This window comes from Pseudomonas sp. FEN, from assembly GCF_904067045.1.
In the GTDB taxonomy this organism is placed as follows: Bacteria; Pseudomonadota; Gammaproteobacteria; order Pseudomonadales; family Pseudomonadaceae; genus Aquipseudomonas.
Window position 1 is genome coordinate 369515 of the sequence record NZ_CAJFDC010000012.1, and the last position, 13675, is coordinate 383189.

A 13675-nucleotide genomic window follows, 5' to 3' on the forward strand; every position below is an offset into this window, starting at 1 on the left:
ATTTAATGCGTAAAGGCCCATGGCGGATACTGTCAGAAATGACAGGTCGACGGGCCTTACGTCTGAAAAGCCGGGGCTGCGGATCTGTGGTTTGTCCGCAGGGCGAGGTGGCTGTCAGAGCGGCGGCAACGCCCACTCGATCGGCGTCACGCCGTTCTGCTCGAGGAACTTGTTGGTCCGGCTGAAATGCCCACAGCCGATAAAGCCGCGATAGGCCGACAGCGGCGACGGATGCACCGACTTCAGCACCAGGTGCTTGGTCGCATCGATCAGCTTCTGCTTGCCCTGGGCATGGGCGCCCCACAGCAGGAACACCAATTTGTCCTGGCGCTCGCTGACCACTTCGATAATGCGATCGGTAAAGAACTGCCAGCCGCGATTGGCATGCGAGGCCGCGATGCCGCGCTCCACGGTCATGGTCGTGTTGAGCAGCAACACGCCCTGCTCGGCCCAGCTTTGCAGGTAGCCGTGGTTGGCGATGTCGATGTTCAGGTCGCGCTGCAACTCTTTGTAGATATTGACCAGCGACGGCGGCGCCGGGACGCCCGGCTGTACCGAAAAGCACAGGCCGTGGGCCTGGCCGGGCCCGTGGTAAGGGTCCTGGCCAATGATCACCACCTTCACCTGGTCCAGCGGCGTGGAGTTCATCGCATTGAAGATCAGCGGACCCGGCGGATAGATCTCCTTGCCGGCGGCCCGCTCCTGGCGCAGAAATTCTCGCAACTCGCCCATATAGGGCTTGTCGAATTCTTCACGCAGCGCCTGCTTCCAGCTGGGCTCGAGTTTGATGCGGTCGTCGTCGGTCATGATCGTGTCCGGAGTTAACAATGGGGCGGACACTAGGAAAGCCCGCCACGCTTGTCAATTGATCCAAGACGGAACCTGCACTTTCCCATACAAGGATCATACTGTGCATTCAACGAGTAGCGAGGTCACGATGAACCTGCATTTCGAAGAACTCACCGGCATCGATGGCGCCCGCCTGGGCATCGCCACGCTGGATGCCGAGAAGACCCTCAATGCGCTGTCACTGCCGATGATCCAGGAGCTGGACGAACGCCTGGAGACCTGGGCGCGGGATCCGAACATCGCCTGCGTGCTGCTGCGCGGCAACGGCGCCAAGGCGTTCTGCGCCGGGGGCGAGGTACGCAGCCTGGCGCAGGCCTGCCAGGCGCATCCGGGGGCCGTGCCGCCACTGGCCAGCGTGTTCTTCGCCTCCGAGTACCGACTCGACTATCGCCTGCATACCTACCCCAAACCCGTGCTGTGCTGGGCCCATGGCTATGTACTCGGCGGTGGCATGGGCCTGCTGCAGGGCGCGAGCATTCGCATCGTCACCCCGAGCAGCCGCCTGGCCATGCCGGAGATCGGCATCGGCTTGTACCCGGACGTCGGTGCCAGTTGGTTTCTGTCGCGGCTGCCGGGCAAGCTGGGGCTGTTCCTCGGCCTGACCGGCGCGCAGATGAACGGTCGCGACGCCATCGACCTGGGCCTGGCCGATCGGCTGCTGGGCGACGACCAGCAGGAAGAATTGATCGAAGGCTTGCTGCGACTCAATTGGCAGGAACAGACGGCGATGCAACTCAACAGCCTGCTCAAGGCCCTGGAGCAGCAGGCCCGGGAGCAACAGCCAGCGGCGCAGTGGCTGCCGCTGCGCGAGCGCATCGACGCGCTGCTGGATGTCAGTGATGTGCGCTGTGCCTGGAAGGCCATCACGCAGTTGGCCGAAGACCCCGACAAACGCCTGGCCCGGGCGGCCAGGCAGCTCAAGGAGGGTTGCCCGCTGACCGCGCACCTGATCTGGGAACAGATCGCCCGGGCCCGGCACTTGTCGCTGGCGCAGGTGTTCCAGATGGAATACACCCTCAGCCTCAATTGCTGCCGGCACCCGGAATTCAGTGAAGGGGTGCGGGCGCGGCTGATCGACAAGGATGGCGAGCCGCGCTGGCATTGGCCGGATATCGCCGCCGTGCCCGAGGCGGTGGTCGAGGCGCATTTCCACAAGGCCTGGGAGGGACGTCATCCCCTGGCGGATTTGTCGGACTACTGATCGGAGTTGTCCTGGTCAGCGATCCCGACCGTCATGACCACGGCCACCATCGCCACGGCGACCACCGTGCCCGCCACGGTCGTCACCGCGCCAGTGGGGCCGATTCCAGCCCTGGTTCGGATAGGGTCGGTAGATCGGCGGCGGCGCGTAATAACGAGGGGCCGGCACATAGTAGTCGTGCCGATAGTAGGAACCGCCGCCGTAGTAATAGGCCGGCGCCGGTGCGCTGTAGACTTCGGAACGGTAGTAGGTGGCCCCTCCATCGTAATAGGGTACGCATGCGGACAGCGCCAGGGAAAGGCTTGCAGCGAGAAGGATTCGAGGGCACATGGCGGCCTCCTGGACCGCTAAAGGGCGCCGGACAGCGACGCTGACCGACGTAGGCGGGCCTATGCCCGCCTACACCAGATCAGACCGTAAAACCTTCGGCGAGTGCCCTGGCGGAGAAAATTTCCGCGCCGCCCAGGGCATGGGAGCTTACCGCGAAGAGGCCATCAAGACCGGCGCAATAATCAGTGCCGTGCGCTGATCTGCTCCTGCAGGTTCTGGATCTGGCTCTGCAGGGTGTTGATGTTGCGCGTGACCTGCCCACGGAACGCATCGAACTCCGCCGTGTTGGCGCCCACCTGCCCACCCGCGGCCTGACGGTTGTCCTGCTCGCTCTTGAGCACCACCAGTTCCTGCTCGATACGCTCGATCGCCGCGCTGGAATTGCCCTGTTTTTTCAAAGCGGCAATATCCGCGGCATTGCTCTTCACTTGCGCGTCGAGCTTGCCGGCATCGCCCTGGGCGCCTTTCAAACCGGCCAGCTCCGCCGTCAGGCTTTTGACCTGGGCCTGCAACTGGGTATTGGCGGTCTGCTGCTCAGCCGTCAGCGCGCTCATCTGTTGCAGCCGTTGCTCTAGCCCCGTCGCCTGCCCGGCAACACCCTGTTGCTGGCGGCCCTGCTCGAGCAACTTGCCTTCGAGCTGGCGAATCTGCAATTTCAGCGCTTCGCTGTCACTGCTGACGCTCGACTCGCTGGCCACCACCTTCCCGGAAATCGCCTGCAAGCGCCCCGCCGCCTCTTCGCTGATACGCGCGAAACTTTCCTGGGTCGCCACCAACTGCTGCTCCATCAGGGAGATCTGCTGGAAACTCCACCAGGCCAGGCCGGCAAAGGCAATGAACAAGGCCCCGACCAGCGCCCACAGCGGCCCGGTGCTCGGCACCTTGACCTTGAGCCGTGGCGTGGCGGCAACCTGGGTACGGCCGCGCTCGCGCACGGGCGCGGTACCCACGTGATCCTCATGGTCATCCACGTCGGCACGCAGGCTGGGCACATCATCGAAATCGTCGTTGGCATCGTTACGCATGAAGGAACCTTTCTGAACCGCGGTGATAGCGAAATGCAGCGAGTATACCCCTCCGACCCGCCGCTCTGATCGACCCTGAACCGGGAGCCGGGTTCAGTCGTGGTAACCGAATGTTTAACCAGCACTCGGCTGCTGGGCTTTCCACCAGGCACAAAACTCGTCGAGGGCCGCCCATAGACTGACCTTGGGGTCGTAGCCCAGATAATGCCGCGCGCGGCTGATGTCCAGGGTGAAATCCTTGTTCATCACCTGCATGCCCAGGCGCGACAGGGTCGGCTCCGGGCGCCCCGGCCAGAGGGCGCAGGCACTTTCGTTCAAGGCCGCCACGCTGTAGGCCAGGCCATAGGAGCGATAGCGGGTCACGGGCGGCACCTGCATCTGGCGCATCACATAGTTCACCACATCCCACAACGGAACGGGGGTGCCGTTGCTGATATTGTAGGCTTGGCCCAGGGCCGATTCGCCGACCCGCAGGCTGCTCAGCAGCGCTTCGTTGAGATTGTGCACGCTGGTGAAGTCGACTTTGTTCAGGCCGTTGCCGACAATCGACAAGCGCCCCTTGTGCTGCATCTTCAACAGCCGCGGGAAGATGCTCATATCGCCGGCACCGGTGACGAAGCGCGGGCGTAACGCCAGAACTTCGAGGCCGAACTCCTGGGCCCCGAAGACCTTCTGCTCGGCCAGGTACTTGGTCGCCGCGTAAGGGTGCTTGAAGCGCTTGGGCACCTGGTCCTCGGTCAACCCCAGGTGCGAGCGACCATCGAAGTAGATCGACGGCGACGACAGATGTACCAGGCGCCGGACCTGCTGCTTGAGGCATGCCTCGACGACATTCTCGGTGACCAGCACATTGCCCTGGTGAAAGTCCTGGTAACGGCCCCAGAGGCCCACCGCGCCGGCGCAATGCACCACGGCCTCGACATCCTGGCACAGCTCGCGCACCAACCGCGGGTCGCCGAGGTCGCCCTGGATGAACTCGGCGCCACGTCGCACCAGATGCTCGACGCTCTCGGCCCGGCGGCCATTGACCCGCACGTCCAAGCCCTGCTCCAGGGCGCAACGCGCAAAGCGTCCGCCGATAAAGCCGCTCGCGCCGGTGACCAGAATTTTCATGTCGTGCTCCAAATGCCTTGATTCGTGTTGCCTGCTACTTAAACGCTGTCCGTCACGCCAGAGGCACCAGCCATTGCGCCGCCGAACGCGCCAGGTGCTCGGTCAGTTGCCCGAGCAATTGCCCGCCGTTGCGCCAATGATGCCAGTACAACGGCACGTCGATGGTTTTATCCGCGATCAATTCCACCAGGCTGCCCCGGGTCAGTTGCTCGCGCACCTGCAACTCCGGCACCAGCCCCCATCCCAGGCCCGCCTCGGTCAGGCGGATGAAGCCCTCCGACGAGGGGCACAAATGATGTTCGAAACCACCTTCCACGCCCAGTGCCGCGAGATAACGGTGTTGCAGGAAGTCGTCCGGGCCGAACACCAGCGCCGGCGTTCGGGCCAGCGTCCGCGCGTCGATCCCCAGTGGAAAATGCCGGGCGATGAACGCCGGACTGGCCAGCGCCCGATAGCGCATGGCCCCCAGCAACATGCTCCGCGCCCCCGCCACCGGGCGCTCGCTGGCGCACACGCAAGCGGCGACCTCACCGGCGCGCATGCGCTTGAGGCCCACGGTCTGGTCCTCCACCACCAGATCCAGCAGCAGCTGCTGGCGGGCACAGAAATCCGCCACCGCCGCGCCCCACCAGGTCGCCAGGCTGTCGGCATTCAAGGCGATACGCAGGCGTTCCGGCAGCCCCTCTTCATCCAACGCCGGCACCTGGCTCTGCAGGTCGCGCTCGAGCAGGCGCACTTGCTGCACATGGTTGAGCAGGCGCCGGCCGATCTCGGTCGGGCTCGGGGGCGTGGCCCGCACCAGCACCGGCTGACCGACCCGGGCTTCGAGCAACTTGATCCGCTGGGAAATCGCCGACTGCGACAAACCCAGCACCTGGGCCGCGCGCTCGAAGCCGGCCTGCTCGACCACGGCGGCCAGTGCGGAGAGTAATTTGTAGTCGAACATCAGTTTTCCTAATGAGCGATCAGCATTATTGGTTTTCCTTATACAACATCACCCCACAGAATGCCCACATTCACTGTTAACCCGAGGACACCGACATGGCCGGCGAAACTTCCCTGAGCGTGCTGCTGCGCAGCATGAGCCCCGAGCTCAACGAGGGCGACTACGTCTTCTGCTCCCTGACCGATGCAAGTCTGCTCAAAGGTTGCGAACCGATCGGCAGCTTTCGCGAACGCGAAGGCCTGAGCGTGATCCTGCGCCGCGAAGACGCGCAGGTCCTGGGCCTGCCGTTCGATTACCGGGCGGCCTGGATCACCCTCAAGGTGCATTCGGCCCTGGAAGCGGTTGGCCTCACTGCCGCCTTCGCTGGTGCCCTGGGCAAGGCCGGCATCAGTTGCAATGTGATCGCCGGCTATTACCACGATCACCTGTTCGTCGGACGCGACGATGCCGAGCACGCCATGAACGTCTTGCGCCAACTGGCCGAACAAGGGGAGTCGCAAGCATGTGGCAAAGTTATCTGAATGGCATGCTGGTGGCCGCCGGCCTGATCATGGCGATCGGCACGCAGAACGCCTTTGTCCTGGCCCAGAGCCTGCGCCGCGAACATCACCTGCCAGTGGCGGCCTTGTGCGTGCTCTGCGACGCGTTCCTGGTGACGGCGGGGGTCTTCGGCCTGGCCAGCGTCCTGGCGCACAACCCGACGCTGCTGGCGTTCGCCCGCTGGGGCGGCGTGGCCTTCCTGCTCTGGTATGGCAGCCTGGCGCTGCGCCGGGCCTTTTCCCGGCAGAGTCTGCAACAAGGCCCGGGCCAGACCGTGCGTTCATTGCGCGCCGTGCTCCTCAGTGCCCTGGCGGTGACCCTGCTCAATCCCCACGTGTACCTCGACACCGTGCTCCTGATCGGCTCCCTCGGCGCCCAGCAGAGCGAGCCCGGCGCCTACGTGGTGGGCGCGGCCAGCGCTTCACTGCTGTGGTTCTTCAGCCTGGCCCTGGGCGCGGCGTGGCTGGCCCCGTGGCTGGCGCGCCCCGCCACCTGGCGCCTGCTCGACCTGCTGGTGGCGATCATGATGTTCAGCGTCGCCGCGCAATTGATCAGGGCCGGCTGATTTATTCCAAAAGGCTCTGGAACCTCTATTCCACACAGTTGTTGCGTGGTTAAGCCGCCACCCCGGTGCTATGATCCGAATCTTGCGCCGCAAAGAGTACAAACTCCTCGGCGCACGCCTGTATGGCCGCCGTGATCGGCCTTGCGCTCACCGCAACAGACCTGATTAGGAGAATCAACATGGCTTTCGAATTGCCTCCGCTGCCTTATGCACATGATGCCCTGCAGCCACACATCTCCAAGGAAACCCTGGAGTTCCACCACGACAAGCACCACAACACCTATGTCGTGAACCTGAACAACCTGGTGCCAGGCACCGAGTTCGAAGGCAAGACCCTGGAAGAAATCGTCAAGTCTTCCTCCGGTGGCATCTTCAACAACGCCGCTCAGGTCTGGAACCACACCTTCTACTGGAACTGCCTGGCGCCAAACGCCGGCGGCCAACCGACCGGCAAGCTGGCTGAAGCCATCAACGCCGCCTTCGGTTCCTTCGACAAGTTCAAGGAAGAGTTCACCAAGACTTCCGTTGGCACCTTCGGTTCCGGTTGGGGCTGGCTGGTGAAGAAGGCTGACGGTTCCCTGGCCCTGGCCAGCACCATCGGCGCCGGCAACCCGCTGACCAGCGGCGACACCCCGCTGCTGACCTGCGACGTCTGGGAACACGCCTACTACATCGACTACCGTAACCTGCGTCCGAAGTATGTCGAGGCGTTCTGGAACCTGGTGAACTGGAAATTCGTCGCTGAGCAGTTCGAAGGCAAAGCCTTCACCGCTTGAGATTGAATCCGCGTCACAAAAAAACCCGGCGCTGCCGGGTTTTTTATGTCTCCCACGCTGGCGGGAACTAATCTGAATAATCCGGGAAAATCACTTGCCGCCCCTCAAGTACAAGGCTCGGATGACCGACATAGTATCAATGGCCAGAATGGGCTCGGCCCGCCCTATCGGGCCAAGCATGAGCACGGGTTCTCGCCGTTCGCATTGTCCCTTTGACTGAGCGGGCCGGATTGCCAATACTCATGGCAACTTGATGCCATCCGCACGGAACAAGGAATAGCCCTTTGAAGCTGGAATTCAAGAACAGCTTGTCGGTGAAGTTGCTCCGGGTCGTACTGCTGTCGGCGCTGATCGTCGGCGTCGTACTGAGCTGTGCGCAGATCGTCTTTGATGCCTACAAGACTCGACAGGCGGTCGCCAGCGACGCCCAGCGCATTCTCGATATGTTCCGTGATCCCTCGACCCAGGCGGTCTACAGCCTTGATCGGGAGATGGGCATGCAGGTCATCGAGGGCCTGTTCCAGGACGATGCCGTGCGCGTGGCCTCCATCGGCCATCCCAATGAGCCGATGCTCGCGGAAAAATCCCGCGAACTGCAGAAAACCTCGAGCCGCTGGCTGACCGACCCGATCCTCGGCAAGGAAAGTACCTTCAGCACCCAACTGGTCGGTCGCGGTCCCTACAGCGAGTATTACGGCGACCTGAGCATCACCCTCGACACCGCCACCTACGGCCAGGGTTTCCTGGTCAACTCGGTGATCATCTTTTTCTCCGGCGTTCTACGCGCGCTGTTCCTCGGCATGGTGCTTTATCTGGTTTATCACTGGCTGCTGACCAAACCGCTGTCGCGGATCATCGAACACCTGAGCACCGTCAACCCGGATCGTCCCAGCGAACATCAGTTGCCCCAGCTCAAGGGCCATGAAAATAACGAACTGGGCATCTGGGTCAACACCGCCAACCAGTTGCTGGCGTCCATCGAACGCAATACCCACCTGCGTCACGAAGCGGAAAACAGCCTGCTGCGCATGGCCCAGTATGACTTTCTCACCGGCTTGCCCAATCGCCAGCAGTTGCAACAGCAACTGGACAAGATCCTGGTCGACGCCGGACGCCTGCAACGCCGAGTGGCGGTCCTGTGTGTCGGCCTGGACGACTTCAAGGGCATCAACGAACAATTCAGCTACCAGGTCGGCGACCAGTTGCTGCTGGCCCTGGCCGACCGCCTGCGCGCCCACAGCGGCCGCCTCGGCGCCCTGGCCCGCCTGGGTGGCGACCAGTTCGCCCTGGTCCAGGCCGATATCGAACAACCCTATGAGGCGGCCGAGTTGGCACAGAGCATCCTCGACGATCTGGAAGCGGCGTTTGCCCTCGATCACCAGGAGATCCGCCTGCGGGCCACCATCGGCATCACCCTGTTCCCGGAAGACGGCGACAGCACCGAGAAGCTGCTGCAGAAAGCCGAACAGACCATGACCCTGGCCAAGACCCGCTCGCGCAACCGCTACCAGTTCTATATCGCCAGTGTCGACAGTGAAATGCGCCGCCGCCGCGAACTGGAAAAAGACCTGCGCGAAGCCCTCGCCCGCAATCAGTTCTACCTGGTCTACCAGCCGCAGATCAGCTACCGCGACCATCGGGTGGTCGGCGTCGAGGCGCTGATCCGCTGGCAACACCCGGAACACGGCCTGGTACCGCCGGACCTGTTCATTCCACTGGCCGAGCAGAACGGCACCATCATCGCCATCGGCGAGTGGGTACTGGATCAGGCCTGCCGCCAACTGCGCGAATGGCACGACCAGGGTTTCAGCGACCTGCGCATGGCGGTCAACCTGTCCACGGTCCAGTTGCACCACGCCGAACTGCCACGGGTGGTCAACAACCTCTTGCAGATGTACCGCCTGCCACAGCGCAGCCTGGAGCTGGAAGTCACCGAAACCGGCCTGATGGAAGACATCAGCACCGCCGCCCAGCACTTGTTGAGCCTGCGCCGCTCCGGCGCACTGATCGCCATCGACGACTTCGGCACCGGCTACTCGTCGCTGAGCTATCTCAAGAGCCTGCCGCTGGACAAGATCAAGATCGACAAGAGCTTCGTCCAGGACCTGCTCGACGACGACGACGATGCAACCATCGTCCGGGCGATCATCCAACTGGGCAAGAGCCTGGGCATGCAGGTGATCGCCGAAGGCGTGGAAACCGCCGAGCAGGAGGCCTATATCATTTCCGAGGGCTGCCATGAAGGCCAGGGTTACCACTACAGCAAGCCCTTGCCAGCCCGGGAACTGGGCGCGTATCTCAAACAGGCGCAGCGCAGCAACGCCGCGATCCTGTGACCAAATATTTCAAACACTAAGCTCTTTACATAGAATGCAAATCTTTCGCATTATGTGCCGGTTTTGCGGGCCCCGTGCCCCCATCCCCCCTCTCGAAGCAGGATGTTCGTCATGATTCGCATGCCTCTGGCCACCGCCAGTCTATTGGCCATTGCCATCGCCCTCGCCGGTTGTGGCGACAAGGACCAGGAAAAAACCGCGGCAGCCCCCCAGGCCGCCGCCGCCCAAGCGTCCGCCGACGAGGCCGCCGGCAAGGTTGACGAAGCCGCCGCCAAGGCCGTGGTCGCTCACTACACCGAGATCGTCTACGCCGTATTCAGCGATGCCGAAGCCACCGCGAAGAACCTGCAAGCCGCTGTCGACGCCTTCCTCGCCAAGCCGAACGGAGAAACCCTGAAGGCCGCCCGCGCGGCCTGGATCGCCGCGCGCGTGCCGTACCTGCAAAGCGAAGTGTTCCGCTTCGGCAACAGCATCATCGACGACTGGGAAGGTCAGGTGAATGCCTGGCCGTTGGATGAAGGCCTGATCGACTACGTCGACGCCTCCTACGAACCTGCGCTGGGCAACCCGGCCGCGACCGCCAACATCATCGCCAACCCGCAGATCCAGGTCGGCGAAGACAAGGTCGATGTCAGCGAGATCACCCCGGAGAAACTCGCCAGCCTGAACGAGCTGGGGGGATCCGAAGCCAACGTCGCCACCGGCTACCACGCCATCGAATTCCTGCTCTGGGGCCAGGACCTCAATGGCACCGCCCCTGGCGCCGGCAACCGTCCGGCCTCGGACTACCTCGAAGGCGCCGGCGCCACCGGTGGTCACAATGATCGGCGGCGGGCCTATCTCAAGGCCGTGACCCAACTGCTGGTCGACGACCTGGAGGAAATGGTCGGCAACTGGAAACCCGATGTGGCCGACAACTACCGCGCCAGCCTGGAGGCCGAGCCGGCTGAAAGTGGCCTGCGTAAAATGCTCTTCGGCATGGGCAGCCTGTCCCTCGGTGAACTGGCGGGCGAGCGCATGAAGGTTTCGCTGGAAGCCAACTCGCCGGAAGACGAGCAGGATTGCTTCAGCGACAACACCCACAACTCGCACTTCTACGATGCCAAGGGCATTCGCAACGTCTACCTGGGCGAATACACCCGCGTCGACGGCAGCCAGCTGACCGGCCCGAGCCTGTCCGCCCTGGTGGCCAAGGCCGACCCGGCAACCGATGCGATGCTCAAGAGTGACCTGCAAGCCACCGAAGCCAAGATCCAGATCATGGTCGACCATGCCAACAAGGGCGAGCATTACGACCAGTTGATCGCGGCCGGCAACGAAACCGGTAACAAGATCGTGCGTGACGCCATCTCGGCGCTGGTCAAGCAGACCGGCTCCATCGAGCAGGCGGCGGCCAAGCTGGGGATCAGCGACCTGAACCCGGACAATGCCGATCACGATTTCTGATCGGCCCTTGTCTTTCCAACAACCCTGGACACCGATGCCCTCGCTGCCCCTGCGCCTGTCGACGCTGCTCCTGGCCCTTGGCCTGGCCGCCTGTGACGACGCTCCGCGCTTTACCCAGGCAGAACCCGGCGAAGCGCGATCCGGCGGCGGCGCCACGGTCGCCAGAAGTGATCGCAATGCCTTCTCGCAACCTTCGGCCAACCTTTCGCCAGAACGGCGCCTGGACTTCAGCGTCGGCAACAGTTTCTTCCGCAGCCCCTGGGTGATCGCCCCGGCCACCACCACCGCCCGCGATGGCCTCGGCCCGCTGTTCAATACCAACGCCTGCCAGAACTGCCATATCAGGGACGGTCGCGGCCATCCACCGGCCCCGGGCGCGGATAACGCGGTGTCGATGCTGGTACGCCTGTCGATTCCCAATAACCCGATCTACGCCAAACTGATCGAACGCCAGGGCGTGGTGCCGGAGCCGCTCTACGGCGGGCAGTTGCAGGACATGGCCATCCCCGGCGTCGCCCCGGAAGGCAAGGTCCGGGTCGACTATGAAAGCGTGCCGATGCGCTTCCAGGACGGCACGACCGTCGAACTGCGCCGGCCGACACTGCGCTTCAGCCAACTGGGCTATGGCCCGATGCACCCGCAGACGCTGTTTTCCGCGCGTATCGCCCCGCCGATGATCGGTCTGGGCCTGCTCGAAGCGATTCCCGAAGAAGCCCTTCTGGCCAACGCCAGGAATCAGCAACGCCTGGGCGTCAACGGGCGCCCCAACCGGGTCTGGGACAATACCCAGCGCAAGACCGTGCTCGGTCGCTTTGGCTGGAAGGCTGGGCAACCGAACATCAATCAACAGAACGTCCACGCGTTTTCCAGCGACATGGGCCTGACCACCCGCCTGCGGCCCTTCGACGACTGCACCCCGAGCCAGACCGACTGCCTGCAAGCGCCCCACGGCGGCGGCGCGGACGGCGAGCCGGAAGTCAGCGACAACATCCTGCGCCTGGTGACCTTCTACACCCGCAACCTCGCGGTACCCGCGCGGCGTGAGGTCGGTTCGGCGCAGGTACTGGCCGGCAAGAGCCTGTTCCACCAGGCCGGTTGCCAGGCCTGTCATACCCCACAGTTCACCACCTCGGCCACGGCCGCCGAACCCGAGTTGGCCAACCAGGTGATCCGGCCCTACAGCGATCTGCTGCTGCATGACATGGGCCCCGGCCTCGCCGACCAGCGCAGCGAGTTCCAGGCCAACGGCAATGACTGGCGCACTCCGCCGCTGTGGGGCATCGGCCTGACGCAGACCGTCAGCGGCCACACCCAGTTCCTACATGACGGCCGCGCCCGCAACCTGCTCGAAGCCGTGCTCTGGCACGGCGGCGAAGCCCAGGCGGCGCAGCAGCGGGTGCTGGCGTTCGATGCCGAACAACGCGCGGCGTTACTGGCCTTCCTGAATTCTTTGTAAGATTTGTCTAAATAGAGGACATGGACATGTTCCGCCCCAAACTGTTGTTCACCAGCCTCGCGGCGCTCGCCCTCGGCGCCTGCTCGCCCCAGGACCCGCAGGCGCTGACCTCGGCGGCCATCGCCAAGCAGGTGATCCTGCCGACCTACAGCCGTTGGGTCGACGCCGACCGCCAGTTGGCGATCAGCGCCCTGGCCTTCTGCGAAGGCAAGGCAAGCCTTTCCACCGCCCGCGCCGACTTCCTCCACGCCCAGAAAGCCTGGGCCGAATTGCAGCCGCTGCTGATCGGCCCGCTGGCCGAAGGCAATCGTTCCTGGCAGGTGCAGTTCTGGCCGGACAAGAAGAACCTGGTGGGGCGCCAGGTCGAGCAACTGCTCAGCGCCGAACCGCGGATCGACGCCGATGCCCTGGCCAAGTCCAGTGTCGTGGTCCAGGGGCTCTCGGCCTATGAGTACATCCTCTACGACAGCAAGATCGATCTGGCCGACAGCGCGCAGAAATCCCGCTATTGCCCACTGCTGACCGCCATCGGCAAACGCCAGAAAGTCCTCGCCGAAGAAATCCTCTCGCGCTGGGAAACCAGCGACGGCATGCTCGCGCAAATGAGCAAGTTCCCCAACCCGCGCTACGCCGACGCCCACGAAGCCATCGCCGATCTACTGCGCGTCCAGGTGACCGCCCTCGACACCCTGAAGAAAAAGCTCGGCACGCCCATGGGCCGGCAGACCAAGGGCATCCCGCAGCCGTTCCAGGCCGATGCCTGGCGCAGCCAGTCGTCGCTGCCAGGCATGCGCGCCAGCCTGGCCGCCGCCCAAACCGTCTGGGTCGGCGTCGACAACCAGGGCCTGCGCAACCTGCTGCCGGCGCAGCAGAAACCCTTGGCGGACAAGATCGACGCCGCCTACGCCGCGTCCCTGAAGCTGTTCGACAGCACCCAGCGTTCGCTGACCGACCTGCTCGGCGACGATGCCGGGCGCCAACAGCTCAACGACCTCTACGACAGCCTCAACGTCGTCCACCGCCTGCATGAAGGCGAGTTGGCCAAGGCGCTGGGGATCCAGCTGGGCTTCAACGCCAACGACGGTGACTGAT

The 13675-nt window shown here is 63.8% G+C and carries 13 protein-coding genes; 8 read left to right on the forward strand and 5 right to left on the reverse strand.

The features are described from left to right. Positions 1-114: 114 nt before the first annotated feature. On the reverse strand, positions 115-807 hold the full coding sequence (gene ung / locus PFEN_RS13825) for a uracil-DNA glycosylase (RefSeq protein ID WP_191487372.1): 693 nt from the start codon (positions 805-807) through the stop codon (positions 115-117). A 130-nt stretch (positions 808-937) separates the two neighbouring features. Here ung and PFEN_RS13830 point away from each other — a divergent pair, with 130 nt between their 5' ends. Continuing rightward, a complete protein-coding gene (locus PFEN_RS13830; RefSeq protein ID WP_191487373.1) occupies positions 938-2050 on the forward strand; it encodes an enoyl-CoA hydratase/isomerase family protein in 1113 nt (370 codons plus the stop codon). Positions 2051-2065: 15 nt separating this feature from the next. Here the strand turns inward: PFEN_RS13830 and PFEN_RS13835 are convergent, their stop codons facing one another. From PFEN_RS13835 to PFEN_RS13850, 4 genes are all read right to left on the reverse strand, one after another. After that, entirely contained in the window at positions 2066-2380 is a 315-nt protein-coding gene (locus tag PFEN_RS13835) for a hypothetical protein (protein ID WP_191487374.1), read from the reverse strand. Positions 2381-2562: 182 nt separating this feature from the next. Continuing rightward, complete coding sequence (locus tag PFEN_RS13840) at positions 2563-3405, reverse strand: ATPase (RefSeq protein ID WP_191487375.1); 843 nt, start codon at positions 3403-3405, stop codon at positions 2563-2565. Positions 3406-3519: 114 nt separating this feature from the next. Next, complete coding sequence (locus PFEN_RS13845; RefSeq protein WP_191487376.1) at positions 3520-4518, reverse strand: NAD-dependent epimerase/dehydratase family protein; 999 nt, start codon at positions 4516-4518, stop codon at positions 3520-3522. 52 nt (positions 4519-4570) lie between these two features. Next, a complete protein-coding gene (locus tag PFEN_RS13850; protein WP_191487377.1) occupies positions 4571-5464 on the reverse strand; it encodes a LysR family transcriptional regulator ArgP in 894 nt (297 codons plus the stop codon). Between the two features lie 95 nt (positions 5465-5559). On the opposite strand from PFEN_RS13850, the gene PFEN_RS13855 reads away from it, so the two are divergent. The 7 genes from PFEN_RS13855 (at position 5560) to PFEN_RS13885 (ending at position 13674) form a co-directional block, all read left to right on the forward strand. After that, positions 5560-5985: an ACT domain-containing protein gene (locus PFEN_RS13855; RefSeq protein ID WP_191487378.1), complete on the forward strand. Its 426-nt coding sequence runs from the start codon at positions 5560-5562 to the stop codon at positions 5983-5985. Continuing rightward, on the forward strand, positions 5967-6569 hold the full coding sequence (locus tag PFEN_RS13860) for a LysE/ArgO family amino acid transporter (RefSeq protein ID WP_191487379.1): 603 nt from the start codon (positions 5967-5969) through the stop codon (positions 6567-6569). Before PFEN_RS13855 ends, PFEN_RS13860 begins: the two co-directional genes overlap by 19 nt. Before the next feature lie 179 nt (positions 6570-6748). After that, positions 6749-7345, forward strand: coding sequence for a superoxide dismutase (locus PFEN_RS13865; protein WP_191487380.1), 597 nt, complete (start codon positions 6749-6751; stop codon positions 7343-7345). A 284-nt stretch (positions 7346-7629) separates the two neighbouring features. Continuing rightward, positions 7630-9681: a putative bifunctional diguanylate cyclase/phosphodiesterase gene (locus PFEN_RS13870; RefSeq protein WP_191487381.1), complete on the forward strand. Its 2052-nt coding sequence runs from the start codon at positions 7630-7632 to the stop codon at positions 9679-9681. 111 nt (positions 9682-9792) lie between these two features. After that, the gene (locus PFEN_RS13875; protein WP_191487382.1) at positions 9793-11127 is read left to right on the forward strand and encodes an imelysin family protein; all 1335 of its coding nucleotides are present in this window, start codon (positions 9793-9795) and stop codon (positions 11125-11127) included. 34 nt (positions 11128-11161) lie between these two features. Next, positions 11162-12583, forward strand: coding sequence for a di-heme oxidoredictase family protein (locus PFEN_RS13880; RefSeq protein ID WP_191487383.1), 1422 nt, complete (start codon positions 11162-11164; stop codon positions 12581-12583). 26 nt (positions 12584-12609) lie between these two features. Beyond that, positions 12610-13674, forward strand: a complete 1065-nt coding sequence (locus tag PFEN_RS13885; RefSeq protein ID WP_191487384.1) for an imelysin family protein — start codon at positions 12610-12612, stop codon at positions 13672-13674. Position 13675 lies beyond the last annotated feature (1 nt).